The 25,080-nt window shown below is 66.9% G+C and carries 20 protein-coding genes; 13 read left to right on the forward strand and 7 right to left on the reverse strand.

Annotated features, from left to right (window positions below; genetic code table 11):
• Positions 1-311 precede the first annotated feature (311 nt).
• Both NP511_RS16355 and NP511_RS16360 read left to right on the forward strand, forming a co-directional pair.
• Positions 312-599 carry a hypothetical protein gene (locus NP511_RS16355; protein WP_084158306.1) on the forward strand — a complete coding sequence of 96 codons (288 nt, stop codon included), beginning with the start codon at positions 312-314 and terminating at the stop codon, positions 597-599.
• 54 nt (positions 600-653) lie between these two features.
• Positions 654-1,403: a zinc metalloprotease gene (locus NP511_RS16360; RefSeq protein ID WP_049966309.1), complete on the forward strand. Its 750-nt coding sequence runs from the start codon at positions 654-656 to the stop codon at positions 1,401-1,403.
• A gap of 129 nt (positions 1,404-1,532) precedes the next feature.
• Here NP511_RS16360 and NP511_RS16365 read toward each other — a convergent pair whose 3' ends face one another.
• From NP511_RS16365 to NP511_RS16375, 3 genes are all read right to left on the reverse strand, one after another.
• Positions 1,533-1,880: a winged helix-turn-helix domain-containing protein gene (locus NP511_RS16365; RefSeq protein ID WP_006179644.1), complete on the reverse strand. Its 348-nt coding sequence runs from the start codon at positions 1,878-1,880 to the stop codon at positions 1,533-1,535.
• A gap of 177 nt (positions 1,881-2,057) precedes the next feature.
• Positions 2,058-2,897 carry a trehalose-phosphatase gene (otsB, locus tag NP511_RS16370; RefSeq protein ID WP_049966310.1) on the reverse strand — a complete coding sequence of 280 codons (840 nt, stop codon included), beginning with the start codon at positions 2,895-2,897 and terminating at the stop codon, positions 2,058-2,060.
• A gap of 3 nt (positions 2,898-2,900) precedes the next feature.
• Complete coding sequence (locus NP511_RS16375) at positions 2,901-4,559, reverse strand: alpha,alpha-trehalose-phosphate synthase (UDP-forming) (protein WP_049966311.1); 1,659 nt, start codon at positions 4,557-4,559, stop codon at positions 2,901-2,903.
• A gap of 527 nt (positions 4,560-5,086) precedes the next feature.
• On the opposite strand from NP511_RS16375, the gene NP511_RS16380 reads away from it, so the two are divergent.
• Positions 5,087-6,253, forward strand: coding sequence for a M24 family metallopeptidase (locus tag NP511_RS16380; protein WP_049966312.1), 1,167 nt, complete (start codon positions 5,087-5,089; stop codon positions 6,251-6,253).
• A 181-nt stretch (positions 6,254-6,434) separates the two neighbouring features.
• On the opposite strand, the gene NP511_RS16385 is transcribed toward NP511_RS16380, so the two are convergent.
• The gene (locus NP511_RS16385) at positions 6,435-7,640 is read right to left on the reverse strand and encodes a Cdc6/Cdc18 family protein (protein ID WP_006650323.1); all 1,206 of its coding nucleotides are present in this window, start codon (positions 7,638-7,640) and stop codon (positions 6,435-6,437) included.
• Between the two features lie 1,856 nt (positions 7,641-9,496).
• On the reverse strand, positions 9,497-10,627 hold the full coding sequence (locus tag NP511_RS16390; protein WP_049966313.1) for a DUF7350 domain-containing protein: 1,131 nt from the start codon (positions 10,625-10,627) through the stop codon (positions 9,497-9,499).
• A 196-nt stretch (positions 10,628-10,823) separates the two neighbouring features.
• On the opposite strand from NP511_RS16390, the gene NP511_RS16395 reads away from it, so the two are divergent.
• The 6 genes from NP511_RS16395 to NP511_RS16420 all read left to right on the forward strand — a co-directional run bounded on the left by NP511_RS16395 (position 10,824) and on the right by NP511_RS16420 (position 17,943).
• Complete coding sequence (locus NP511_RS16395; protein WP_049966314.1) at positions 10,824-11,540, forward strand: SCO family protein; 717 nt, start codon at positions 10,824-10,826, stop codon at positions 11,538-11,540.
• A complete protein-coding gene (locus NP511_RS16400; protein ID WP_006650326.1) occupies positions 11,541-12,083 on the forward strand; it encodes a TlpA family protein disulfide reductase in 543 nt (180 codons plus the stop codon). It begins immediately after the preceding gene.
• Position 12,084: 1 nt separating this feature from the next.
• Positions 12,085-12,780 carry a cytochrome c biogenesis CcdA family protein gene (locus tag NP511_RS16405; RefSeq protein WP_049966315.1) on the forward strand — a complete coding sequence of 232 codons (696 nt, stop codon included), beginning with the start codon at positions 12,085-12,087 and terminating at the stop codon, positions 12,778-12,780.
• Positions 12,781-12,915: 135 nt separating this feature from the next.
• Positions 12,916-13,338: a universal stress protein gene (locus NP511_RS16410; protein ID WP_049966316.1), complete on the forward strand. Its 423-nt coding sequence runs from the start codon at positions 12,916-12,918 to the stop codon at positions 13,336-13,338.
• Between the two features lie 285 nt (positions 13,339-13,623).
• Positions 13,624-16,863 (forward strand): bacterio-opsin activator domain-containing protein, encoded by a 3,240-nt coding sequence (locus NP511_RS16415; protein WP_049966317.1) that lies wholly within the window; start codon positions 13,624-13,626, stop codon positions 16,861-16,863.
• A gap of 345 nt (positions 16,864-17,208) precedes the next feature.
• Positions 17,209-17,943 (forward strand): helix-turn-helix domain-containing protein, encoded by a 735-nt coding sequence (locus tag NP511_RS16420; RefSeq protein WP_049966318.1) that lies wholly within the window; start codon positions 17,209-17,211, stop codon positions 17,941-17,943.
• A 178-nt stretch (positions 17,944-18,121) separates the two neighbouring features.
• On the opposite strand, the gene NP511_RS16425 is transcribed toward NP511_RS16420, so the two are convergent.
• Positions 18,122-18,307, reverse strand: a complete 186-nt coding sequence (locus tag NP511_RS16425) for a DUF5786 family protein (protein WP_006179631.1) — start codon at positions 18,305-18,307, stop codon at positions 18,122-18,124.
• A gap of 532 nt (positions 18,308-18,839) precedes the next feature.
• On the opposite strand from NP511_RS16425, the gene glmS reads away from it, so the two are divergent.
• Together glmS and NP511_RS16435 are read left to right on the forward strand one after the other, a co-directional pair.
• Positions 18,840-20,651 carry a glutamine--fructose-6-phosphate transaminase (isomerizing) gene (glmS, locus tag NP511_RS16430; protein ID WP_006650331.1) on the forward strand — a complete coding sequence of 604 codons (1,812 nt, stop codon included), beginning with the start codon at positions 18,840-18,842 and terminating at the stop codon, positions 20,649-20,651.
• Positions 20,652-21,313: 662 nt separating this feature from the next.
• Positions 21,314-21,520, forward strand: a complete 207-nt coding sequence (locus tag NP511_RS16435; RefSeq protein ID WP_006179629.1) for a DUF7563 family protein — start codon at positions 21,314-21,316, stop codon at positions 21,518-21,520.
• 90 nt (positions 21,521-21,610) lie between these two features.
• Here the strand turns inward: NP511_RS16435 and glmM are convergent, their stop codons facing one another.
• Positions 21,611-22,936, reverse strand: a complete 1,326-nt coding sequence (glmM, locus tag NP511_RS16440) for a phosphoglucosamine mutase (protein ID WP_049966319.1) — start codon at positions 22,934-22,936, stop codon at positions 21,611-21,613.
• Between the two features lie 264 nt (positions 22,937-23,200).
• Here glmM and NP511_RS16445 point away from each other — a divergent pair, with 264 nt between their 5' ends.
• Together NP511_RS16445 and NP511_RS16450 are read left to right on the forward strand one after the other, a co-directional pair.
• Positions 23,201-23,461, forward strand: coding sequence for a MarR family transcriptional regulator (locus NP511_RS16445; RefSeq protein ID WP_049966320.1), 261 nt, complete (start codon positions 23,201-23,203; stop codon positions 23,459-23,461).
• A gap of 185 nt (positions 23,462-23,646) precedes the next feature.
• Positions 23,647-25,074, forward strand: a complete 1,428-nt coding sequence (locus NP511_RS16450; RefSeq protein ID WP_049966321.1) for a sodium-dependent transporter — start codon at positions 23,647-23,649, stop codon at positions 25,072-25,074.
• The last annotated feature ends 6 nt before the right edge of the window (positions 25,075-25,080 follow it).

Consider the following 25,080-nt stretch of genomic DNA (forward strand, 5'->3'; position numbering starts at 1 on the left):
GCGACGCCGCATCCCGACGCGGTAGGTGGTGGTGTTTCGAATGGTGTTACAATCGCGCGGCGACTCCGACTGACGCCGGTCGAACCCAGTCACTCGATCCTGATAATGGTATCCACAGACATGATCGGGAGCCGCTACTATACTCCGTGATCTCGGTGTCCCGTGTTCTCGTTTGCACGACACTCATGATCGCTTAACAGTCGCGTATATGAAGCCAAGCGGCGACGGGGCTGGCCCCGGTCGGCTCGGACGAGAATGCCGAGATCCGTTTCCGGGCGGCGGCTGGCGGGCCGAGTGAGGGTGGGCGTTCCGTGGTGACGTCGCCGTATGAAACCGTCCTCAGGGGGTCGAACGGTCGGTACTACACCGACTGGCAAGTCCGAACCCAACTCCGATCCGGCGAGTGGGCGCTCTGTCTGCGCCAGCGAGAGCCGGACAGACGGCTGGTCGAAACCGCCGAGGACGCCTTGCTCATGCTCCGTCCGGTCGAGCCGACCGCACTGCCGGCCGGACTCGAGATCAGAGTCACCGGTCGCCGCGCCCGCGTGGTCGATACCCGACGGCCGCCGGGCGGACGCGGTGTCACTGATCGACCCTAATGCGTGTCTCTGTTCACCCGCAGAATCTGAACGGCGGCGGCGAAAGTCGTCGCCGTGAAGCGCCGCGTGTTTCTGGGGGCAGTCGGCTCGATGGCGTCGCTCGGCACGCTGGCGTATACGACGCGGGCCGACGACGACGCCCTCGCGGTCCGGATCTGGCTCTCCGAGCGGGCCGGTCGCTACGACGGGGTAGCCGACCGCGTCCGCACGTTCCTCGCACGGACGCTCGCGCTCGAGCGGCGGCGCGTCGAGCCGACCGTGGGGGGCACGGTTTCGGTGTCGACCGAGGACGCCGCACGTCTCACCAGTCGCGGTGAATGGCCGCTGGCGCTCGCGTCGGGGCGGCTCGGCCGCCGTGACATCGACCCCGTCTCGAGCGTCAACCTGTTGGTGACCGACGACGGAATGCAGGACGCGCCGACCGGCTACGGGGTTCCCCACGTCGCGTCGGTCGGCGGCGCGCGACACATCGGACGGCTCGAGTCGGTCGACGACCTGCTCGGCGACGACTGGATCGTCCCGGTCACGACGGCGGCGCGGACGATGCACGTACTGCTTCACGAAGTCGGGCACGCGCTCGGACTGGCCCACCGCCACGGCGTCGCCGTTCGATCGGGCGATGCGATCGTCACGACGCCGATGCTGAGTTCCTACGCCTGGGACCCGGGGTTCGATCCCTCCCCGACGCGGTGTGGAGGCGCGATTCCGCCGACGGACGGTCGCGAGCGACGACTCGATTTCGCCTTTTCCGCGTGTGCCAGGCAGGAACTCGCCGCCGACGGACGAGATGGGGCCGACCGGTGACGCGTCACCAGGCCAGCGACTGACCGACGCTCGAGTCGGCGACGACTCGGTTCGCAGGCTTTCCGGTCCGCAGGCTACGGAACCTTGGGTTGTCCGGTCGGTACGGAGCGGGTGCGCGGAGAACGAACGTTACTCCCCGTCGTCGGCGTCGTCGCCCCCCCGGACGAAACTCGCCCGCTCTCCCTCCCCATCAGTGCCGGCGTTCGGCCCCTCGATCAGCGCCTCGAAGTCGTCGACCTCATCGTACTGATCGCGATACACCAGTGCCGCCTTCCCCGCCGACGTGATCTCGTAGAGTCCCGAGCGTTCCGCGGGGCCGATCTTCCGGACCAGCCCGTAGTCCTCGAGAACCGGGAGTCTGGTGTTGATGTTCTTTCGACTCTTTCCCGTATGCGCCGCGAGGTTCGTCGCGACGTTTCGCCCCTCGTCCTCGAGCGCCTCGAGGATCAGGAAATCAGTTGGCTGTCGGAGTTTCACACACGTTCACACTCGTCCCCATTGTATTTCCAGTGGTAACTAATACTTTCGGCCCCGGACAACAAATTTCTTATTTGTGTTGTTTTCGGAGATTTCGAGTGGTCTATTCGGGTGGCGAAACCGGTCCCCTTGCCGACGACGGGATGTCCGCACGGCCCCCGGCGATTCGGGCCCGGCTCAGGGTCGCCGCTCGGGACCGGACGACATGCCGTCCGCGAGTCGAGTGAGCAACGACGCGACGCCCGCCGGCGACTCGACCCGACGGGAGGCAGCCGACGGGCCGTCGCCGCCGACCCGGACCCCGATCCCGTCCGGCTCGACGGCACGAAAGGCCGACTCGTCGGTGACGTCGTCCCCGACGTAGACGGCGGCCGTCCCCCGCGGTTCGTCGGCCGCGATCAACTCGACGGCGTTCCCCTTCCCCCACGGGATCGACGGCCCGATCTCGAGGATCCGCTTCCCGCGGGAGAGTTCGAGCGCGCCATCGTTGAACGCCTCGAAGACGGCGGTCGTGAGCCGGCGAGCGACCGGCCGGGCGGCCGTCGGCACGGACCGGAAATGAACCGTCCCGGACAGGCGCTTGTTCTCGATCCGTACGTTCGGGATCGACGCGAGCGTCGTCTCGAGGACCGTACAGAGGCGGTCGATCCGAGCGGCCCGTTTCCGCGCGACGGGATGGACGGCGATCGATCCCCGCCGCTCGAGTTCGAGACCGTGGTTGCCGGCGTAGATCGCCGGCCCGTCGATGCGACCGCGGACGTCCCGCAGCGCCCGGCCGCTGACGACCGCCGTCGTCACGTCCGGGTGGGCGGCCAGCCTCGCGACGGCGTGGCGGTTGTCCTCGGTCGGTCGGGCCGCGTCGGGATCGTCGACGATCGGCGCGAGCGTCCCGTCGAAATCGAGACAGACGAGCAGTTGCTCAGCGTCCGCGAGTGTCTCCCGAACGGCCGGGAATCCGTCTTCGAGCGGCCGGGGCGACGACTCGGCAGCGGCGGTTCCGGATTCGGAGCTGGTCATCCGTTAGACCGGCGGCGTGGGTTCCCGCGAGTCGGAATCGCTGTCCGAGCCCGCGTCGGTCCGACCCCGCTCGTCGCGGAGCCGCCGGAACCAGTCGAACTGCGTAGCCATCCACGACTCGAGGTCGCCGGCGAACACGCGCTGGCGCAGCGTGTTCATCCGCCGCCGGCGTTCGTGGGCCGGCATCGAGAGCGCCGCCTCGAGCTGGGCCGCGAACCCGTCGGTGTCGATCGGATCGATCGTCAGCGCGTGGGAGCCGAGCCGTTCGTGCGCGCCGGTCCGGTCGCTCAACACCAGCGTGTCGTCGCCATCGACGCTGGCCGCGACGTACTCCTGGGCGACCAGATTCATCCCGTCGACCAGTGGGCTGACGACCATGGCGTCCGCGCGCCGATAGAGCGTGCAGATGTCGTCCGTCGAGAGGTAGTCCTCGGTGTAGGCGATCGGCCGCCAGTCGTCGGTCTCGAAGCGGCGGTTGATCCGCGTGACCTCGCTGCGGACGAGGTCGCCGTGGCGCTGGTAGGTCTCGATGTCGGTCCGCGAGGGGGTCGCCTTCTGGAGGAAGGTGAACTCGCCGCGCCAGCCGGGGTTTCGCTCGAAGAACCGCTCGATGGCCGCCAGCCGTTCGGGAATCCCCTTGGTGTAGTCGAGTCGGTCGAGGCCCAGCCCGAGCGTCGTGTCGGGGGCGATGTCGTACTCCTCGAGCAGGTCGGCGAGGCGGTCGGGGTCGATCGACCGAGCGTCCCGGTCGTAGGCCGCGGCGTCGACTCCCATCGGCGTCGCGACGACGCGAGTTCGCCCCCCATCGTACCGGACCGTTCGGCGCTCGTGGTCGACGGTCGCCGTCGGCAGGAACCGGTCGACGCACTCGAGGAACCGGTCCGCGTACTGCTCGACGTGAAAGCCAAGCAGGTCGTTGCCGAGCAGTCCCTCGAGGACGTGGCCACCGGCGGGACACTGCCGGAACGTCGGCGGCGACGGCCACGGAATGTGCCAGAAGTGGGCGACGGTCGCGCCGGCCGGCACGGACTCCCGGATCATCCGCGGCGCGAGCGCGAGATGGTAGTCCTGCAGCCAGATCACGGCGTCGGCCGTCGCGTGGTCGGCGACCGCGTCGGCGAACCGCTCGTTGACCGTCCGGTACCACTCGAAGTCGTTCGATCGGTCCTCGATCAGGTCGGGAAAGCCGTGACAGAGCGGCCAGAGGACGCGATTGCTGAACCCGTAGTAGTAGGAGTCGACCGCTTCCTCGGAGAGATCGAGCCGGCGGAGGGTGTAGTCCTCCTCCCCGGGCGGGACGGCGACGCAGTTTCGCTCGTCGGTCACGTCGAAGTCCGCCTCGCCGTCGCCCCAGGCGATCCACGTCCCGTCGGTCCGCTTGACGACTGGATCGAGCCCGGCTGTCAGCCCGCCGGTCGGCTCGTCGACCGTGATCGACCGGGTCTGGGCAGTAGCGCTCGAGTGGGCACCGCCGTCAGTCTCAGTCGGCGGCCCCGCGTCGTCGTACTCGTGACGATACGGTTGCCGGTTCGAGACGACGATCAGCGAACCGGGACAGCTCGGCCCGCCGGTCGCGGACTCGTCGTCCGTTCGGCCTCGACCGTCGGCCCGGCACTGTCGATTCCGTACAGCCGTCGACGACAACCGCTCGGGAACTCGCATTCGCTGTAATGACACAGCGTCCCGACGGGTTGCTTCGCGGCCTGCGGTCGCTGGGGGGTTAATACGTTTCCGACGGCGTTCGCCCTCGAGTGACCGTCCGCCCGCGGCAACGGTCACGTCGGGAAACTGGTGCGGTCGGCGATGGGACGAGTCGTCGGAATCGGAAAACGACTGGCGGTGGCGTGCGCTGTCGGCCGGACGAGTGCCACCGAGGACGGCCGACGACACCGCGCGAGGTCTTCGCGAGTTTCACGAGCGAAGGCTTGTCAGAGCTTGCTCTGTCAGTGGATGAGCGAGCGGTGCGAGGCCGACCGGAGGGAGGTCTCGAGAGCGAACGGTGACCAACGGGAGCCGTGAGCAGCGAGCGAATCGGCTGGGGAGGGCGTGGCCACTCCGTGTTGCCACGATAGCAGGACGGTCGATATCGTTGAGTCGATGTTCACGACAGGAGTCGATATTCACGACCGGAGCCGCCTTCACACCCGACTAACCAAACGTTGATTCACCGCTCGAGCGAACACCCGTTCATGGAACCACCGTTCGAGCGCCGCATCGAAGCCTGCAAGCGCCGGCTCACGGCGGAAGGGGCCGACCTCGTCGTCTGTTTCCCGAGTCCGAACCTGACCTATCTGACCGGCTTCGAGGAGTCGCCCTCGGAGCGACACCTGCTGCTGTTCGTCCCTCGAGATGGCGACCCCGCGATCGTCGCGCCGGCGATGTACGAGGCGCAACTGTCCGAGCTTCCGATTCCGGACCTCGAGCGGCGGTTCTGGACCGATGCGGACGACCCGCTCGAGGCCATCGAGGCCGTTATCGATGGGTATTCCCTCGCGGGAGAGATCGAAGGGCCGCCGACCGTCCTCGTCGACGACCGCATGTGGGCGACGTTTACTCAGGACCTGCGGGACCTGTGTCCCGAGGCCGCGTTCGGACTGGCGGGGACCGTCCTCGAGCCGCTCCGGATCCGGAAGGGAGCGGTCGAACTCGAGACGCTGCGGCGAGCCGGCGCGGTCGCGGATCGGGTCGCGCTCGAAATCCGTGAGCGGGGGACGGACCTGATCGGGACCACCGAAGCGGAACTGGCGACCGAGATCGATCGCTTGCTCGCGGCGGACGGCGGTGAGGAACCGGCGTTCGAAACCATCGTCGCCGCCGGCCCGAACGGCGCGCAACCGCACCACCACAGCGGCTCGCGGGAGATCCAGAACGGTGACCCCGTCGTTCTGGACTTCGGGGCCTTCGTCGCGGCCGACCTCGAGGGAAGTGGAGCTACTATAGGGCGGTATCCGGGCGATCAAACCAGGACGATCGTGGTCGGCGACGAGCCACCCGCGGCGTACGAACGTGTCCACGAGACCGTCAGAGAAGCCCAGAACGCCGCCGTCGAGGCGGTCGAGCCGGGCGTGACGGCAGGGGCGGTCGACCGCGCGGCGCGGTCGGTTATCGAGGATGCCGGCTACGGCGACGACTTCGTCCACCGGACCGGCCACGGCGTCGGCCTCGAGGTCCACGAGCCGCCCTACATCGCCGCGGGCAACGACCGCGAACTCGAGCCTGACATGGTGTTCAGCATCGAACCGGGGATCTACCTCGAGGGGGAGTTCGGCGTTCGAATCGAGGACCTCGTCGCCGTGACCGAGGACGGAGCCGAACGGCTGAACGACACCCCGCGGGGCTGGGCGACGGGGCAGTGATGCCGCGGGAGAGTTCGGTGCCGGACGATCGGCTCCTGCAGCCGGGACACCGGGTTTCCGGTGAAATGTCGGCCGACTGCGGTCTCCAGGGTTCGATCCGTTGCACGGAACTCGATTCGATATGGGGTCGGTTCCACGTATGGGGTCGGTTCCACGGCGGCCCCGCCGATCTGTCGCTCGGCTACGGCTCGTCGGTTTCGACGAGGACGGTCCGGACGACCTCGGGGTCCTCGAGCAACTGATGCTCGGTATAGCTGCCCTCCGCGCTCCCACCGCTGCGACGGGTCTGCTCGAGGATGTCGAGGAAGGCGTGTTCCTTCAGGAGATCGCGGACGCGGCGCAGGGAGAGTGGATCGGAGCCCTCCTGCCGGCAGATCTCCTCGTAGACGTCGTAGATCCGGGTGGTCCGGAACCCGTCCTCGTCGGGCGTGTTGAGCGACAGGACCGCGAGGGCCTGTAACACGTAGCGGGAGTGAGGCGTCGAGCCGCGGATGAGTTCCCGGAACCGGTCGGTCTCGGCCCGCTCGCGGGCCTGGACGACGTACTCCTCGCGAACCGTCTCGTGGCCCTCCGATTGGGCGATCTCCCCGGCGTAGCGCAGGATGTCGATCGCCTTCCGCGCGTCGCCGTGTTCCCGGGCCGCGAGTGCGGCAGCCCGCGGGATGACCGACGGCTCGAGGACGCCGTCCTTGAACGCGTCGCTGCGGGCCTCCATGATGTCCCGGAGCTGGGTCGCGTCGTAGGGCGGGAAGACGAACTCCCGTTCACAGAGGCTCGACTTGACCCGCTCGTCGAGCCGGTCTTTGTACTTGATCTTGTTGCTGATCCCGATAACCCCGATCTTGCACGACTCGAGCTTGCCGGCCTCGCCCGCGCGCGAGAGTTGCATGAGGATGTCGTCGTCGTCGAGCTTGTCCACTTCGTCGAGGATGACCAGGGCGACGTCGTACTGGGCGTCCAGCACCGTCCAGAGGCGCTTGTAGTAGGTCGACGTACTTAGTCCCTTATCGGGGATTCTGACATCAGTGATCGCCGGCTCGTTTAACGTGTGGGCGATCGTCTGGACCGCCTGTGTCTCCGTGTTGTCCTGGGCGCAGTCGACGTAGGCGAAGGCCGACGTGATCCCCTCGTCCTCGGCGACCCGGACGAGCCGTTCGGAGATGTACTTCGCACAGAGGGACTTGCCCGTCCCGGTCTTCCCGTAAATGAGGAGGTTGCTCGGGCTCTGGCCGAAGATCGCCGGATTGACCGCGTTCGCGAGTTCGGCGATCTCGTCGTCCCGGCCGACGATCCGCCCCTCCTCGGGCAGGTGGTTGATCTCGAGTAGCTCCTTGTTCTCGAAGATCGGGTCGTCGCGGGTGAACAGGTCGTCGCCGGAACTCGACATAGTCGGACACCGTGTTTCCGGTGAAATAGCACTTCCGTTCCGCCCCGGCGGATTGGGGATCGATCGCACGGAGCGTGTTCGGCACCGAGCGGGCGGTTACGGACCGAACTGACGATCAGATCGGGACGTCCTCGTCCGGAGACTCGAGACCGGAACCTCGGTTGCGATCGGTGATCGGTCGCGGACACACACACCGTGTTTCCGGTGAAACGGGGCGACTGGGGGGTTGGGGTGGAGTCGAAGTCGGGGTGCGTTTCACCGGAAACACGGTGTGGGGCGGCTCGAAATACGGTCGCTCCGGACGTACACACCCGCTCGAGCCGGGTGGAACGAGCGGTTTAACCCTCGGAAACGCCGCTGGCGTGATCCACCGATTCGACTGGATCCGTTCTCGATCTCTCTCGAGAGTACTTTCCGATTCACTTAGTGGACTATACTCATATCTATTACTTATATGTGGCTATAATCATGACAGGATACCAATCACCACTCACGAGGGCAGTCAAAGGATATCAAGGGCTGTCAATTGCCCTCGAGATATTCTCCGGTCTCTACCCGGTCTCTACTCGATCTCTAACTTCGTCTCTACTCAGAACGGCCTCTTAGACGCTGAGTCGGTCGATTAACTCCTCTATGGCGGCTACAGTGGCTTTGCGGATTCACCGGATTGTTGTGAGTCGATGAGTCTCGGACTGCTTCACCGGAAACACGGTGTGTCTCACCACTCCGCTCTCGAGCGGCGGCCGCCGCCCCGTTTCACCGGAAACACGGTGTGACCGCGCGACCGGTCGAACTGCCGGGTTCATCGAGCGGCCCTCATCGAGCGATGGGTGATCGAACTCGAGCGGGGACCAGCCAAACCCGTCGAGTCGGTAGTTCTCACGTCACCGAATCGGTGACAGAACAGTACCGGTACAAAAAGAACAGCACCGCCGCGGAACGGGGATTCGGAAACGCTCCGCTGATTCACCGGAAACCCGGTGTTCGAACCCGTGGTTACTGCCGATTCGACCCCACGGCTGTTATCGATCCGACTCCACTATGAATCAGAACGAGTCACAGCCGTATCGGTGCCGAACCGAGTCGTCTCTTGCACTGATTCTGTCCTCCATCTCAGTCCTGTCCACCGGAAACTTGGACCTGCTCACCGGAAATTCGGTCCTGTTCACCGGAAATTCGGTGTGTTTCCACATGGCCATGCCGAGCCAGTACCAGCGTCCCTCTCGAATTTCACCGGAAACCCGGTGTGAGACACGCCCGCTCGAGCCAGTAGTCGGCCCCCTCGAGTCCGGGCCAGTGGCACACGACTGCAGCCCTCTCGCTCGTCGTCACGATCCCGGATGTTCAGGTTCCGATCCGACGGCGACCAGTTCGGTCGACCGATTCCGTACGGCCCGCTCAATAGTAGTAGAGTTCGAGTTCGTGACCGCAGTTCCGACACCGGGTTTCCTTCCCCAGGAGCCGATTCGAATCGCTCTCCGCGTGGATTCCCGGCCCCGGAGGCACGGACGCGACGACCGTCGCGTCGCACGCCGGGCACCCGATATCCATATCCGAATTGGTTGACAGAGACATGCCTTGGTCGTATTCGATACTCCCCGATAGTTATCGGAGCCGTACCGAACTATTGCGGTTCGTTTCGGAACGATTTCGCCCGCTACGATCGGATTTACCTGGAAAACGATTCCCCGCGACACTCGGTAGTCGTCCGACCGGACGTGGACCGCGTCGGTTTGCCGTGAAAATAGCAGCGGCTCGAGCCGGAATCCCGAAAGAAGCTGTTTCCGGCAGCACGGCCGGAGAATCCGGCGGTTGACCCGCAGTGTCGATTCAGCGGACGCGAACCCCGTCCCGACTCAGACCGTATACGTTACGTCTTCGAATTCGAAAAACGCCGTTTCGTAGCCGTCGTGACGGGACACTTGCGGCGGGGAATCGACGGTGACTCTCAGTCGGTCTCCGGCGGCGAGATCGTCGACCGCGAGCCCGTAGTGGTGACCGAACTCGCCGTCTAACGTCTCGGTTAATCGCTCTTCCAGGCGGACCGAGCCGTCGCGCTCGAGGGCCGCCGATAGTGACGTCAGCGGGAGGCTGATACCGTGATACGGCGTCCTGAGACAGACCGCCAGGTATTCGCCACCGTCGCTGCCGACGAACCGCTCGGCGTCGGTCCTGATCGCGGTGATCGCCGCGTCGCCGCTGCGTTCGGTCCCCAGCGACTCGCCGGGGAGGTCGTCGATCGGCGGTCCTTGCCCCATCGGTGGCATCCCGCCGCTTCCGTCTCCGGCCCCGTCGCTGTCCCCGCCATCACCGTGGGACATGAGGGGCAACGCTCCGCGGTTCCCTCGCCGCTCCTCGTCGATCGTCTGGAACGAGAGATCGTTGATCGACGAGCGGCTGTACTCGAAGTCGACCTCGAGCGTCGCGGCCGACTCGAGTCGGCCGTCGAACGTACCGGTTCGGTCGGCCGAGACGGGACCGGCACGGACTCGAGCCGTGTACTCGCCTTCGCCGGGGAGGCGGATGTTGTCGCCGTAGTGAAACCCCATCCGCTGGGAGATCATCGGCCACGGCGACGAGATGCCGGCGTCGACGGGCGACCCGTCCTGTCGCACCTCGATGACTGGATCCACCGGAAGGACGGTGTCCGTCTCCCGGTCCCAGACGGTCAGCATGAGATGGAGGCTGTCGTCGGCGTCGACCTCGACGAGCTGTTTGCCCTCGCTGGTCGCCTCGACGGTCCAGAATCGATGCGGAAACGTGTACGAGAGCCCGAGGGCGTAATCTCCGTCGCTGTCCATCCCGTACATGCCCATCTCCTCCCGAGAGGCGGGCAGGTAGACGGCGTCCGGGCGGTCCTCGACCAGCGGCGGGTTCGCCCACGCCGATTCCTCTTCGAAGCCCAGCCGCTCGAGACAGCCGGCGAGGCCGGCGGCTCCGACCGCTCCAACCCCGGCAACGCCGCGGAGATAACGCCGACGGTTCATTGACTCACGGTTGGAAACCGGTGATGAAACGCCTGTTGGTTCGCGGGTCGAAGAGACCTCTCGTCTACCGGTCGTAGGGTGACTCTCGTTCACCGGTCGTATCAGTGGTCGGATCCGTGTCCCGTGGACGGAGGATCGCCCGCTCTTCGGGAACCGAACCAATGAACCTTTGATCGGCCCACCCTTCGAGTCGATTATGGACCGGCGAACATACCTCGGTACGGCCGGGATAACGGGACTTACCAGTATTGCCGGCTGTCTCGGTGAGGCGCTGGGGGGAAACGAGAACGACAATGGGGACGCGGGCCATCCCGATGCCGTTCTCGGGCCGCCGGAAACTGACCTCAGCGCAGCGACGCATCCGAGCTACGGGGACGAATACCCGTCGGTCACGCTGCCTGACCCGCTTTCCGACGAGACGATTTCCGTCGAGCAGTTCGAGGGGGACCGGACTGTCTTGATGACGTTCATTTATACGAACTGTCCGGACGGGATGTGTCCCGCACTGACGTTACGACTGCAACGCGCACAGCAGGCTGCGGTCGAAAACGGCTACGAGGACGAGGCGGCGTTCCTCGCGATGACGTTCGATCCCGAACGGGATACCGCGGAGCAACTACGGACGTTCGCCGACCGACGTAGCGTCGATTACGACGCCGACAACTGGCATTTCCTGCGTCCCGAGCGGTACGAGAAGGCCCAATCGATCATCGGAGAGACCTACGGGCTCCCCGAGGAGTCACTGAAAAAGAACTACGAGCACGATTACGAAAACGTCGAGTACACCTTCCCGCATCTCCCCTATATCTTCCTCGTCAACGAAGCGGGGATCGTCGAACGTGTGTATCCCAAGGGCCATTCGATCGAGGTATCCAGCCTCATCGACGATTTCGAAACGGTGGTGAACGGCTAGATGCGCAGGCGCGAGCTACTCGCCGGAATCGGTAGCCTCGGTATAGTCGGTGGCGCGAGTGCGGTCGCTATCGGCGGCGTCCCCTCGTTCGGGAATACCGAAGACGCCGACCCCGTCGAGCCACAGACGGTGGAAACGATCGCCGCGCCGGGCAGCGAGGCCGGCGAGGTACGCGTGCCCGCATCCGATCAGCCGACGTTCATCGACTTCTTCGCGACGTGGTGTCCGCCCTGTTCCAAGCAGATGCCCGATCTCATTGAGGCCCACGAGCGAGTCGGCGACGACGTACTGTTCATGTCGGTTACGAACGAGAACGTCGGTGGCTCGGTCACGAAAGAAGAGGTCGTCGACTGGTGGGAAGAACACGACGGCAACTGGACGCTCGGAATCGACCCGATCCGGGACCTGAGCGCCCAGTACTCTATCGAGGGGCTCCCCTACGCCGTCGCGATCGACGCCGACGGACGCGTTCAGTGGACGGACAAGGGGCGGAAATCCGCCGACGAGTTCGTCGACGGTATCGAACGAGCGATCGAAAACTAACATGGTCGATACCACACTCGCGACGTCGATCGCGTTCGGACTGACCTCGGGGATCGCGACGTTCTTCTCGCCGTGTTCCTATCCGCTCCTGCCCGGCTACGTCGGCTTCTACGTCAGCCAGACCGACGGCGACCGTGCGTCGCTCGGCGGCGCACTCAGCCGGGGGCTGATCGCCGGCCTCGGCGTGTTGGTCACCTTCGGCGTCCTGCTCGGCGCGACGTTCTGGGTCGGCTACTCGACGCTGTCGGCCGTCACGTGGTTCGAGGTGTTCGCCGGCGTCGTCCTGATCGCGTTCGGCCTCCTGATCGTCTTCGATCGCGCCCCGTCGCCGTCGATCGCGCTTCCCAAACGGCGCTCGAGCGTCCTCGGGTTCGGGATCTTCGGGGTCGGCTACGCGCTGGCGGCGGCCGGCTGTGTCGCACCGGTGTTTTTCGGCGTGGTCACCCGCGCGCTGTCGCTGCCGACGACCTCGGCGGCGGTCCTGCTGGGGACCTACGTCGGGAGCTTCGTCGTGTTGATGGTGTCGCTGACCGTCGCGACCGGGATGGGGCTGGTCGCGGGCGCGGGCCGGCTCGCGGCCTACACCGGGCTGCTCAAGCGCATCGCGGGCGTCGTCATGATCGTCGCCGGGATCGGCCAACTCTACCTCGCGATCGTCGTCCTCGACGCGATCGATCTCGCCGCGCTGGTGCCCTGACCGTCGGCGCCTCGCCCCGGCTGCGTTCCGACTGGCCGTTTCGAACCGCTTTTTCGCACCTCGCTCGAGCCGCCCCCATCTCGGCAGGCAACGGCAGGTCCGGAACCTATCCCGCCGTCACCCGAATCGGGGGACATGTATCAGGATCTGCTGGTCGCGACCGACGGGAGCGACGCCGCACAGCGGGCGACCGACCACGCGATCGAACTCGCGGACCGACTCGACGCGACGCTGCACGTCCTCTCGGTCTCGGAGGACGGCCCACAGGCGACGGAGAAAGAGGACCGACTCCGACACGATCCGGAAGACGAGGCCGCAGGAGCCGCCGAACGCGCTCGAGCGGCGGCCGAACGCGACGGCGTCGAGGCGACGACGGACGTTCGCCACGGCGTTCCCCAGGAACAGATCGTCGACTACGCGGAGGTGAACCCGGTCGACATGGTCATCGTCGGGACGGCCGGTCGATCCGGGCTCGATCACTTGATTTCGGGCAGCGTCGCCGAGGAAATCGTCCGGAACGCGCCGGTACCGGTACTGACGGTCCGCGAGCAGCCCTAACCGCGCCAGCGCGGTGTCTCCGACTCGCCAGCTGACACCGGCCGCCACGATGGCCCCTGGCCGCTCGACAGCGGTCGCCGAACCTAATCCGGTGCTACCCGCCGGTACGAGATCGATACTTAACCCGTCCGGTGGTGTTGTGACCGCTATCGTGACCGCTCGAGTCGGGCACGTTCGGTGGCAGTCGGCGACCGAACCGGCACTACAGCGGCCGGCAGCCGTCGACCCGTCCCGATGCCGATCCGCTCCCTACACGGCCGCGATCCTGATGGGGGTGGTCGCCGGGTGAGCGACGCTGCTGCCACGGTCGTCGGCGACTTCCCGTGCGTCCTGATCGTCGGTGAGTCCAGTTCGGCCGACGACGCGATGGACGCCCTCGCTGGGGCGTTCGCGGAGCAGTCGCTGCTACGGGCGCGAACGGCCGCGGCTGCCCGCGAACGACTGGCCGAGCGCGAGGTCCACTGTCTGGTCTGTCCCTTCGACCCCGACGAGCGCTCGGACTCGCCCTCGCTCCTCGAGCGACTGGCGGACCGAGCCGACGACGTACCGATCGTCGCGCTCGCCGACGAGGTCGACGCCGACCGGGCGCTCGAGGCGGGAGCCAGCGACGTCGCGAGCGACGCGTCGGCGACCGTCCTGCGGACCCGCGTTCGGAACGCCGCCGATCGCGAGCGGTATCGCCGCGCCGCGTCCGCGGCCGCCCAGCGGCACCGCGCGATTCTCGAGTCAGCCGACGCGGTCGTCTGGGTCGTCGACGCCGAGGGGACCGTCGAGTACGCGACGCCGGCCGTCGAGTCGCGGCTGGGGTATACGCCCACCGAACTCGAGCGAACGGCGCTGACGCGGCTCGTCCACCCCGACGATCGTGAGGCGGTTCGCGACGCCGTTGCCACCGCCGTCGCGGGACCGACTGGAACGACCGAACGGGTCCGAGTCCGACTCGGCCACGCCGACGGCACCTGGCGGGTCGCGACGCTTACCTGTACCAACCGGCTCGCGGATCCGGCCCTCGAGGGGGTCATCGTGACGCGGACGGACGCGAAATCGACCGCCGACGCCGGCGGTCCCGACGCCGTCCGAACGGGGCTCGATCGGCTGGCGGACCCGCTTTTCGTCCTCGGTTCGGACGACGACGTACAGTACGCGAACGCGGCAGCCAGCCGATTCGTCCGGCGGTTCGATTCGACGGTGGCCGACGACCCGCTCCCGCCGGGCGTCGTCCTCTGGGACCGGCTTCCGGACGCCCTCGGTCGGTCCCTCTCCGAACGGGTCCGGGAGGCCGAGCGGACCGGCTCGGTCACCGTGTTCCAGACGACTGCCCCCTCGCTCGAGGACCCGATCGCTGTCGCCGTTCATCCCGGCGACGACGGCGCGACGATCCACGTCCGGAACCGGCCCGCCGAGGCCGTGGAGACGGATCGGGATCGGCTCGCGCTCCTCGAGTCGGTCGTCGACGCCGTCGACATCGGGATCGCCGTCCTCGAGGGGCCGACGATCCGGCTTGCGAACCCGGCGTTGCTGGAACTGGTCGACGCAGCGTCGCTGGTCGGCCGGGACCTCGAATCGGTGTTCGACGACGACCTCGCGGCGGCGGTGCTGGAGCGGGCCGACTCGCCGGTCGTCAGGTGGCTCGACCCCGTTTCGGGGACGCTCGCGACCGAGCCGCCGCGGCCGGTCGACGTTTCCATCGCACCGTTGTCTCCCGACTTCGACGCCGACCGCGCCCCATCGACGGCGGATCGAACGCTCTGTGTCGTGCGCGATGGGGCCGAGTCCAGCGACGGCGCGGCGTCGATGCTTCGTCGAACGACCGCCGCACTCGCCAGTGCGGAAACCCCCTCGGCCGTTCGGCGTGCGGTCGTCGACGCCGTCGGCGAGTGGATGGGGGCCGATGTCGCCGTCTGGTACCGCGGGACCGACGACCTTCGGCCGGCGGCCACCGTGACGGCCGACTATACTGACAGCGACGACGCGTCGATCGAACCGCCGGCGATCGACCCCCGTGGGACGCGGCTCGAACCGATCCTCGAGTCGGGCGAGCCGACGGTCGACGACCGCGAGGCGTTCACGGACGTCCTCGCACGTACCGGGCTCCGAGCCGAGCGGGTACTCGCAGTACCGGTCGGGAGCGACGGGATCGTCCTCGCGACCAGCACGAAGCCGACGGCGTTCGATGGCATCGACGGCGACGGGCTCGAGGCGCTGTCGACGGCCACGGCGCTCGCACTCGAGGACCGCGATCGCGCCGCTGCCCTCCGGACCTGCCGCCACGAGCGCGCCCGGCTCGAGACGGTCGTCGACCGGGACGAGCGACTGTGGGACCTCGGACGGTCGCTACTGGGGGCGGAGACCCGCGAGGGGGTCGAGGAACGGCTCTGTGAAGGACTGGTCTCGCTCCCGCTGCCGGCCGCGGCCGACGGCGTCGCACTCGCCTGGGTCGGTCGCGCGGACGACGGCCGCGAACGGCTCGTCCCGACGGCGTGGGCCGGCCGTGACGCCGCGTTCCTTGAGTCGGCGACCGTGGCGCTGGACGGGAGCGAGGAGATGCCGGCTCACACCGCGGCGACGACCCGCGAGGCGGTCGTGGTCGACGATCTCGCGACCGACGACGCGATGGGTGCCGAGACGACCGACCGCGCCGGCGAGGACTCGTGGCGGCGACGGCTGCGCGATCGCGGATTCCGATCGGCGCTGAGCGTCCCCCTCACCGCCGACGAGTTCCGCTTCGGGACGCTGACCGCGTATGCGACGGAGCCGGGCGCGTTCGACGAGCGGACCCGCCGAGCCTGTGCCCATCTCGGAACGATCGCGGGCGCCGCGATCGGCGCGCTCGAGACGAAAGCGGCGCTGCTCGCCGACCGGGTAACCGAACTCGAGGTCGTCTGCCGGGACGAGACCGAGCCGTTGTCGTCGCTCGCCGCCCGGCTCGGGCGGGCGATCGACATCCGGGCCGTGATCCCGCGGTCGACGGACGGTTCGACGGTGTACTGTTCGATCTCGGACGGCGATTCGGACGCGATCCGGGACCGAGCCGCGGCCGTGACGGCCGTCGAATCGGTCACGGTCGTCGGCGACGGCGACGACCGGACAGCCCTCGAGATTGTCTTTGCCGCGCCCACCGTCGCCGGGACGATCGCGGCCCACGGCGGCGTCCTCCGGGCGCTCGAGCCGGTCGACGACCGGACCCGGCTCACGATCGAACTCGGCGAGCCCGTCGATGTCCGCGCGTTCGTCCGCGCTCTCGAGCGGCGGCATCCGGGGACGGAGCTGATCGCTCGCCGAACGCGGGAGCGACCGCCCCGGGCAGCGGGTGCGATCGACGAACTCGCCGGGCGCCTCTCGGAGCGACAGCGGCGGACGCTCGAGGCGGCCTACCACGGGGGATTCTTCGAATGGCCCCGCGACCACACCGGCGAGGAGATCGCGGCCACCCTCGGAATCTCCCAGCCGACGTTCAGTCGCCACCTCCGGTTGGCCCAGCGGAAACTGTTCGCGTTGCTGTTCGACGACGCCGGCGAGGCGTGATCGCTCGCCGGCGACCGAACCGGCGGACTCGCTCGCACCCCTCCGAGCAGCGGTGACCGGTCCGACCCAACCGGCATCGGTCACCGGTCCGACTCGGACAGCGTCGGTGACTGTCCGGACGTATGACGGTCTTACCGGTCCGATCCGTCGGGTAACAAACTCTTTCCGGCTCGAGACGAACCGGACAGCGAGCTGACGGATGAATACGTATTGATGTCGTCTCCCCGTCCGCTTCCGTGTATAGCGTCCACGACCATGTACTCGGCTCCTAATGAGCCATTCAATGAGTGCGTTCGAGGTAAGAACTGATTACAGCGGCCGCCCGGGCGGGCGGGGGATGGTCCTGTGAGCATCGAGATCGCCGACGGCGAGGACCGACCGGAGCCGGGAGCCGACGCCGACGGAACCGCTGCCGACGCGAGCGGCGTTCGATCGACGGCCGACGGCGGTATCGTCGCCCAGCTCCGGCTCGATCACTCGCGGCTGTTTCTGGCCCCCTCGCTCCGGCGGGCCCCGGACGTCACCCTCGAGCCCGACTACTGGACCGAGCCCGAACCCGGCCGGACCGTCGTGTTCGTCACGGCCCACGGAACCGACCTCGAGGCGTTCGAGGCCGGGCTCGAGACCGATCCTACCGTCGCCGATCCCGTCCTCGTCGACCGCTATCCGGACAGGCGAGTCTACCGGGTGGCCCTTACCGACCGTGCAGTCACGTTCACCGCCGCGACTGCCGCCGTCGGCGGTCGTCTCCTCGATTGCTCGAGCTGCCGGGCCGGCTGGCAGCTCCAGTTGCGGTTCCCCGACCGGGACCGACTCGTCGCGTTCAACGACTACTGCCGCGAGCGCGACGTGTCGATCACCGTCGATCACCTCCGGGTGTCCGACGAGGAAGACGACGGCGTCGTCGCCCTGACCGACAAACAACAGGAGTTGCTCGCCGTCGCCTACGAGGAAGGCTATTTCGAGGTCCCTCGCGGCATCTCCCAGGACGAACTCGCACAACGACTCGGCGTCTCGAAGTCGGCCGTCTCCCAGCGACTGCGACGGGCGATCGGCGAACTCTGCGCACAGACGCTCTGACCGAGCCCCAGGGCCGCCCATTCCTCCAGCGGTGTCTCGCCGTTGCAGTTCGTCCCGACGCTCTCCGATCGAGCGACGACAGTCGTACGTCCGCGCGAGAAAACCGAGATGTAAGCAGTTCGACGACCCTGCGGGCCGTCGCAAGCGATTCCGGGCGCTCCGGTCGCCTACCGACGCGTTACTCGTCGTCTTCGTCGTCTTTCATCGCGCCGAGCTGGTCGACCAGCTCGTCCGTCGATACGTCGGATTCGAACGACATCTCGCCATGATGGTCGTTTTCGTGGACGTTGACGGCTTCGACGTCCTCGTCGTCGTCGGCAGTCTGCTCTTTTTGTTCGGATTCGTCGTAGCTACCAAAACCCATACGTACACGTTCGCCGCCACTGCAAAAGGTGTGCCGGTTTTTGCCCTTTTCTGTCAACGTGGCTGCACCCCTTCGAAACCGGGTCGACCGGTCCCGTGTCCGCCCCCTACCGATCGTTTTGCCGTCCGTACTAGAGCGGCAATCCCCTGTTCGTTTGCCGTACTTTTCACCGCCGGCCGACGCCTTCGGCAAAACAGCTCGAGAGCGCGGCCGGGACCGACGGTTCGGTCGTGATAGCGACTCGATACGGCGACCCGTCCCCCGCATTCGAAACGGCCGAACCGCGACTCAGGCCTCGAGTACCCGGAGACTACGGCGTTCAGTAGTCCGTCTATAGTAATGGGTTCGGGAGGGTTGCCTTGGCTCATGGTCGCGTACCGGTTGTCATCTCGAACACTCGATTCGGATCACTGTGCTGTCAGATCGCGTCGGCCCTCGTCGTCGGGGGCGAGCCGGGCCGTCGCTGCACACGCAACTACCGTGAGCGGGCCACACGACCGTCACTACCGGCCCGACGGGGGGTGAGCCACCGATGTGTGGCATCATCGGCCGCGTCGGCGACGGCAACGCTCTCGAACCGCTGCTGACGGGCCTGGAAAACCTCGAGTATCGCGGCTACGATTCCGCGGGCGTCGCCGTCCAGAACGGCTCCGGCATCAACGTCGAGAAACGCTCCGGGAAGGTCGAGGAACTGAAATCGTCGATCGGCGAGCCGCTCCAGGGGGAGGTCGGGATCGGTCACACCCGCTGGAGTACGCACGGGCCCCCGACCGACGCCAACGCCCACCCGCATACCGACGAGAGCGAGGACGTCGCCGTCGTCCACAACGGTATCATCGAGAACTACACCGAACTCAGAGAGCGGCTCGCGGCCAACGGCTACGAGTTCACCAGCGACACCGACACCGAAGTCATCCCGCATCTCGTCCAGTACTACCTCGACGCCGGCTACGACAGCGAACCGGCCTTCCGACAGGCCATCGACGAACTCGAGGGCAGCTACGCCGTCACCGCGATGGTCTCGGGCGAACACGTCCTCTACGCGGCCCGCCGCGGGTCGCCGCTGGTCGTCGGCATGGAGGACGGCGAGTACTTCCTCGCCAGCGACGTCCCCGCCTTCCTCGAGTACACGGACAGCGTCATCTACCTCGAGGACGGCGACGTCGTCGTCGTCGACGAGGACGGCGTCGAGTTCACCGACCTCGAGGGGGACCCGGTCGTGCGCGAACCCGAAACAGTCGAGTGGGACCCCGAACAGGCCGGCAAGGGTACGTACGACCACTTCATGCTCAAGGAGATCCACGAACAGCCCACGTCGCTGTCACAGGCGATCGAGGGCCGGATCGATCCGGCCGGTGGCCGGATCGCGCTGGCCGACTTCGAACCCGGAACCTTCGCCGACGTCGACAGCGTCCAGTTCGTCGCCTGTGGGACCTCGTATCACGCCGCGCTCTACGGCTCGCTGGCGCTGAATCAGGCGGGCGTCCAGTCGACCGCCCTACTGGCCAACGAGTACAGCGTCTCGGCCCCGCCGATCGACGACGACACGCTGGTGATCGCGGTCACCCAGAGCGGGGAGACGGCCGATACGCTCACTGCGCTTCGGCGGGCCGCCCGCGAGGGTGCCGCTACGCTCACCCTGACGAACGTCGTCGGATCGACGGCCGCCCGCGAGGCCGACGACGCGCTGTTTATCCGGGCCGGCCCGGAGATCGGCGTCGCCGCGACGAAGACCTTCTCCTCGCAGGCGGTCATGCTCACGCTGCTGGCCCAGCGGATCGCCGCCGACCTGCGGGGCGAGCCGCCGGCCGACCTCGAGGCGCTCCTACCGGAACTGGAATCGATGCCGGCGGCCATCGACGACGTTCTCGCAGGGTCGGCCGCAAAGACCGTCGCCAGACGCTACAGCGACAGCGAGGCGTACTTCTTCATCGGTCGCGGGCTCGGCTACCCCGTCGCGCTCGAGGGGGCGCTGAAGTTCAAGGAGATCACCTACGAACACGCCGAGGGCTTCGCCTCGGGCGAACTCAAACACGGGCCGCTGGCGCTGGTGACGCCGGAGACGCCGGTGTTCGCGATCTTCACCGGACAGGAAGACGAGAAGACGTTGAAAAACGCCGAGGAGGCACAGACCCGCGGCGCGCCGGTGATCGCGGTCTGTCCCGACGACCACCCGGCCGTTGAGGTCGCCGACGACCACCTCCCGATCCCCGACACCGAGCCCGATCTGGCAGGCCTGCTCGCGAACGTTCAGCTCCAGCTCGTGTCGTATCACGCCGCCGATCTCCTCGGCCGTCCCATCGACAAACCGCGGAACCTGGCGAAAAGCGTCACCGTCGAGTAAGCGGTCCCCGGCGACCCGATTCCTCGGGTCCGCGTTCCCACTGCTGTCGTACTCTCGTTTTCGACCCGCCCGCTGCCGCTCTGGACGCTTTTCTGTCACCCCGCGAAAAGCCCGATCGGTCGGTTTCGAGCAGGGGTCACCGAGGCCGCAGGACCCGAGGCCACCCCCGTAGCCCGGTCCGCACGGCGTCGTCGATCGCGACCCGTACTCGAACGACATCGGAATCGAACGTGGAGGGTCACGCTGGCGATCGAGGTCGCCGGTGGCGCCCACCGGAACCTGGGTATCGATCGATACCCTCCGGTTAGCCTAGGTGTTTGCCGCTCGTATAAATGGCACACCTGATAGCTACGGCCGTCGCTTCGTCGGTCGCGATCCGCCGGGTCGCGACGAGTTGGGTGTCGGTCTCGTGACGACGGTTCACGCCTTCCTATCGAGGCCCGTCTCTCGGTTTGGTTCGTGCGAGTTTAGACGGACTTGGGCGGCGATAAAGACGTTGTTACTCGCGTTTAATATCGTATTTCCCGCGGCTCCGTGGCTCACACTCCCGATCCTCGAACAGTCTTCCGACTCGAGCCGTTCCGGGATCACGTTGCAATCCCCTGCTGCGACCGGCATTATGCGGTCTATAGTAAATACCGTTCTGTCGCTACGGACTGTTGATGTCGACGGACCCATCCGCCAACTGGACGCCCATGACGGCCGGCCAGCAAACGACAGCCCCCCGATGTGTCAACTGTGGGAATCAGGTGACCCGCCAGTTCGCTCGCGTGTTCGGCGACAACCGCGACGTCGTCCACGCCTGTCCGGACTGTGCGACCTACCGCGAGATGAAGACTTCCGATTTCATCCCGAAAGAAGCCAGATAACCGACGTTTTCGACCGGATCGTAGTCGTCGTCGCACCGTTGTTCCGCTCACACCTCGAGTCGCACCGTTCTCCCGTCGTACTGTCGCCGCCTACGCCGACGAAGGGATGGCCTCGGCGAGCAGCGACTGGGCAGTGTCGAACAGATCGTCGGCGTCGGCCGGCGATCGTGCCTCCGCGGTGACCCGGATCAGTGGCTGGGTCCCGCTCGCACGAAGCAGGAACCAGCCCGCCTCGGTCTCGACTCTGACGCCGTCGAGCGTATCGACCTCGTCGTATCGCTCGTCGACCCGCCGTCGAACGGCGGCCATCGCGGCCGCCTTGTCCGCGACTTCGACCGACGTTCGCCGGATCGGATACCGCTCGATTTCTCCGACGAGGTCCGACAGCAATCCCCGATCCGCGACCAGTTCGACCAATGTACAGGCCGCGAGCGGCCCGTCCGGACACCGGGTTTCTGTCGGCCAGATCCACGCGCCGCTCGGTTCGCCGCCGAAGACTACGTCCGGCTCGGTCGTCCGCTCGGCGACGTAGACGTCCCCGACCCGCGTCCGGGTCACCGATGCACCGACCGCCGCGAGCGCGTCGTCGACCGCGAGGCTGGTATCGACCGGTGCGGCGACGCGGTCGCCCTCGCCGGCCGCGTCCCGGGCGAACAGTGCAAGGAGGACGTCTTTCGGAACGAACGCCCCGGTTTCGTCGACCGCCAGCATCCGATCCGCGTCGCCGTCGTGGGCCAGTCCGATCTCCGCGTCCGTTTCCGCGACCAGCGTCGACAGCGTCTCGAGGGTCTCGGCGGTCGGCTCGCTCGGTCGGCCGGGAAACGAGCCGTCCCGCTGCCCGTTGAGCGTCCGCACCTGACAGCCCAGTTCGTCGAGGACCGATGCCGTCACCCCGCCGGTACCGTTGCCGATATCAACGACAACGCTTGGCGTCCGCTCGAGGTCGACCGCCTCGCTGAGCGCGTCGGCGTGGTATTCGCGAGCGCCCTCGCGACGAACCCGGTCGCCGATTCCCTCCCAATCGGCCAGGTCGTAGTCGTCCTCGCGGACCCGCCGCTCGATCGCCTCGCGCTGGTCGGGACCGAAGGCCTTCCCCGACGGCGTCCAGAGCTTGATCCCGTTGTCCGTCGCCGGGTTGTGCGACGCCGTGATCACGACGCCAGCGTCGGCCTCGAGATGATCGATCGCGCGGGCGACCGTCGGCGTCGCCTCGACGCCCACCGTCACGACATTGGCGCCACACTCACACAGCCCCGCCGCGACGGCGTCGACGAGCATTGCCCCGCTCTCGCGAACGTCCCGTCCGACGACGACGCGGTCGTACCCCTCGGACGCGACCGCGCGACCGACCTCGAGGGCGGTCGCCGCCGTCACCTCGTCACCGACCCGGCCACGAATACCGCTCGTTCCAAACATACGATTCTCTGCGTGGGGCGAGTGCCTTACTATGTGTGGATTAACCAGCCGACGAATGGGGTAGCACCGGCTAGGATCGCCGTTTTCGACGGGGGTCGTGGGGTGGCGTCGGCCGTCCGTGTCCGGTCGTCTGTCACGTCGATACGACCGGTTAGCATCCGCCTGTCTGGCTGAACTGTCTGGGCCGTATATATGACCGACGCGGGTAGGCTCGAACAGCATGGGACCGACACAGCCAGCGGCCGTCCGATCGAGTCGAACCGTATGAGCGCGACCGAGTCCGACACCCACGGTGACGATCCCGGGACCGACGTCTCGCTCGACGACCTCCCGCCCAGTGCGAAACTCGTCTACAAGGTCCTCGAGTACGAGGAACCGCTCACACAGGAGGGCATCGCAGCCGAGTCGCGACTCTGTCCCCGGACCGTTCGCTACGCCCTCGGGAAACTCGAGGATCGGGAACTGGTCGCCAGTCGCGTCTGTCTCGAGGACGCGCGCCAGTCGACCTACCGGATCCGCGAGTAGTCTCGGTGCCCCCGTTTCGCCGGCGTTGCCGCGTTCCCATCGTAGCCACTGCAAGTCGGTACTGACGGGCGAGAACTGACCCGGGTACGCGTCGTATCGGAGTCCCCGCTCCCATGTCACTGCGAATGGGGGTATGGCACTGATAAACAATTCTTATGCTCGCCGAGTCGATTTCCTGAGACAGAATGGTACGTGAGAGTTGGACGAGCCGGGCCGGATTCATTTTGGCCGCGGTCGGAAGCGCGATCGGACTGGGGAACATCTGGCGATTTCCCTGGATGACCGCGGAGAACGGCGGGAGTGCCTTTCTGCTGTTGTATCTGCTCATCGTTCTCCTCGTCGGGGTACCGGGATTACTGGCCGCGTTCGTGATCGGCCGCCGGTCGAACCGGAACCCAGTGGGGGCGTTCAAATCGCTCTCCGGATCTCGCTTCTGGACGGTGTTGGGCGTCCTCTGTGTCGTCACCTCGATCATGCTGATGTCGTTCTACAGCGTCGTCGGCGGGTGGATCCTCCGGTACTTCCTCGAGAGCGCGACGGGTGCCTATTTCGCGGCCCCCGAAACCCACTTCGCGGCGATCAGCTACGGTGCCGAAGCGTTCGGCTACCAACTCGCCGTCCTCGCGGCCACGTCGCTGATCGTCGCCGCAGGGATCAGACGCGGCATCGAGGCGTCGACGAGGGTGATGATCCCCGGCGTCGTCGTGTTGCTCGTCGGACTCGCGATCTGGGCGGCCCGCCAACCCGGCGCTGCGCAGGGATACGAGTTCTACCTCGCGTTCGACGGGGCGTACCTCGCGGCGAACTTCCTCTCGGTACTGGGCGCAGCCGCCGGCCAGGCGCTGTTTACCCTCTCGATCGGCAGCGGGACGATGATCACCTACGCCTCCTACATCGACGACGACCGCTCGCTTCCACTCGACGCCTCGGCTATCGCCGTGTTCAATCTCGGTATCGGCATCCTGGCCGGACTCGTGGTGTTCCCGTTGTTGTTCTCGTTCGCGCCAGGGCCGACTGCTGGCGGCCCCGGTGCCCTGTTCATCGGGATCGCCGGCGCGTTCGCGAGCCTGCCCGGCGGGCGGCTCCTCGGCGCAGTCTTCTTCCTCGTCGTTCTCCTCGCGGCCCTGACGAGTCTGATCAGCATGCTCGAGATTCCGGTCTCGTTTCTGGTCGACGAGTTCGACCTCGAGCGGTCGACGGCGACCCGGGGACTGTTCGCGCTGGTCGTCGTCACCGGCGGCGTCAACGCGTTCAGCCCCGCGGTGTTTACGCTGTTTGCGGACCAGCTCGTCAACCTCCTCCTGATACTCGGCCTGACCGGGTTCATGACCTACACCGCCTGGGTTCTCGGCCCGGCCGCGATCGAGGAGTATCTCGCGGGTGCGGGACGGTTCTCACGCCCGCTGGTGGTCCCGTGGCGATACGCGATCGGGACAATCTTTCCGGCGTTTCTCCTCTTTACGTTCTACGCCGACGTCACGGCCCTCCTCGGACTCTCGGCGGGAACGGGACCGTTGTCGATCGCGGCGGTGCTGACGCTGCTGGCGCTCGTCTTCGTGGCCCGCTGGTCCGTCTCCGAAAACCGACCGCAACCGAGCGAGCGCGCGGACTGACTGCGA

Origin of the sequence: Natrinema thermotolerans (genome assembly GCF_031165565.1) — an archaeon.
Classification (GTDB): Archaea; Halobacteriota; Halobacteria; order Halobacteriales; family Natrialbaceae; genus Natrinema; species Natrinema thermotolerans.

What these genes read in the sequence shown, in the direction of transcription:
- NP511_RS16400 (WP_006650326.1), top strand. Translation starts at nt 11,541, where the DNA reads ATGCGCAGGCGCGAGCTACTCGCCGGAATCGGTAGCCTCGGTATAGTC.
- NP511_RS16385 (WP_006650323.1), bottom strand. Translation starts at nt 7,640, where the DNA reads ATGTCGAGTTCCGGCGACGACCTGTTCACCCGCGACGACCCGATCTTC.
- NP511_RS16380 (WP_049966312.1), top strand. Translation starts at nt 5,087, where the DNA reads ATGGAACCACCGTTCGAGCGCCGCATCGAAGCCTGCAAGCGCCGGCTC.
- NP511_RS16445 (WP_049966320.1), top strand. Translation starts at nt 23,201, where the DNA reads ATGAGCGCGACCGAGTCCGACACCCACGGTGACGATCCCGGGACCGAC.
- NP511_RS16450 (WP_049966321.1), top strand. Translation starts at nt 23,647, where the DNA reads ATGGTACGTGAGAGTTGGACGAGCCGGGCCGGATTCATTTTGGCCGCG.
- glmM (WP_049966319.1), bottom strand. Translation starts at nt 22,936, where the DNA reads ATGTTTGGAACGAGCGGTATTCGTGGCCGGGTCGGTGACGAGGTGACG.
- NP511_RS16425 (WP_006179631.1), bottom strand. Translation starts at nt 18,307, where the DNA reads ATGGGTTTTGGTAGCTACGACGAATCCGAACAAAAAGAGCAGACTGCC.
- NP511_RS16410 (WP_049966316.1), top strand. Translation starts at nt 12,916, where the DNA reads ATGTATCAGGATCTGCTGGTCGCGACCGACGGGAGCGACGCCGCACAG.
- NP511_RS16405 (WP_049966315.1), top strand. Translation starts at nt 12,085, where the DNA reads ATGGTCGATACCACACTCGCGACGTCGATCGCGTTCGGACTGACCTCG.
- NP511_RS16375 (WP_049966311.1), bottom strand. Translation starts at nt 4,559, where the DNA reads ATGCGAGTTCCCGAGCGGTTGTCGTCGACGGCTGTACGGAATCGACAG.
- NP511_RS16390 (WP_049966313.1), bottom strand. Translation starts at nt 10,627, where the DNA reads ATGAACCGTCGGCGTTATCTCCGCGGCGTTGCCGGGGTTGGAGCGGTC.
- NP511_RS16395 (WP_049966314.1), top strand. Translation starts at nt 10,824, where the DNA reads ATGGACCGGCGAACATACCTCGGTACGGCCGGGATAACGGGACTTACC.
- NP511_RS16435 (WP_006179629.1), top strand. Translation starts at nt 21,314, where the DNA reads ATGTCGACGGACCCATCCGCCAACTGGACGCCCATGACGGCCGGCCAG.
- otsB (WP_049966310.1), bottom strand. Translation starts at nt 2,897, where the DNA reads ATGACCAGCTCCGAATCCGGAACCGCCGCTGCCGAGTCGTCGCCCCGG.
- glmS (WP_006650331.1), top strand. Translation starts at nt 18,840, where the DNA reads ATGTGTGGCATCATCGGCCGCGTCGGCGACGGCAACGCTCTCGAACCG.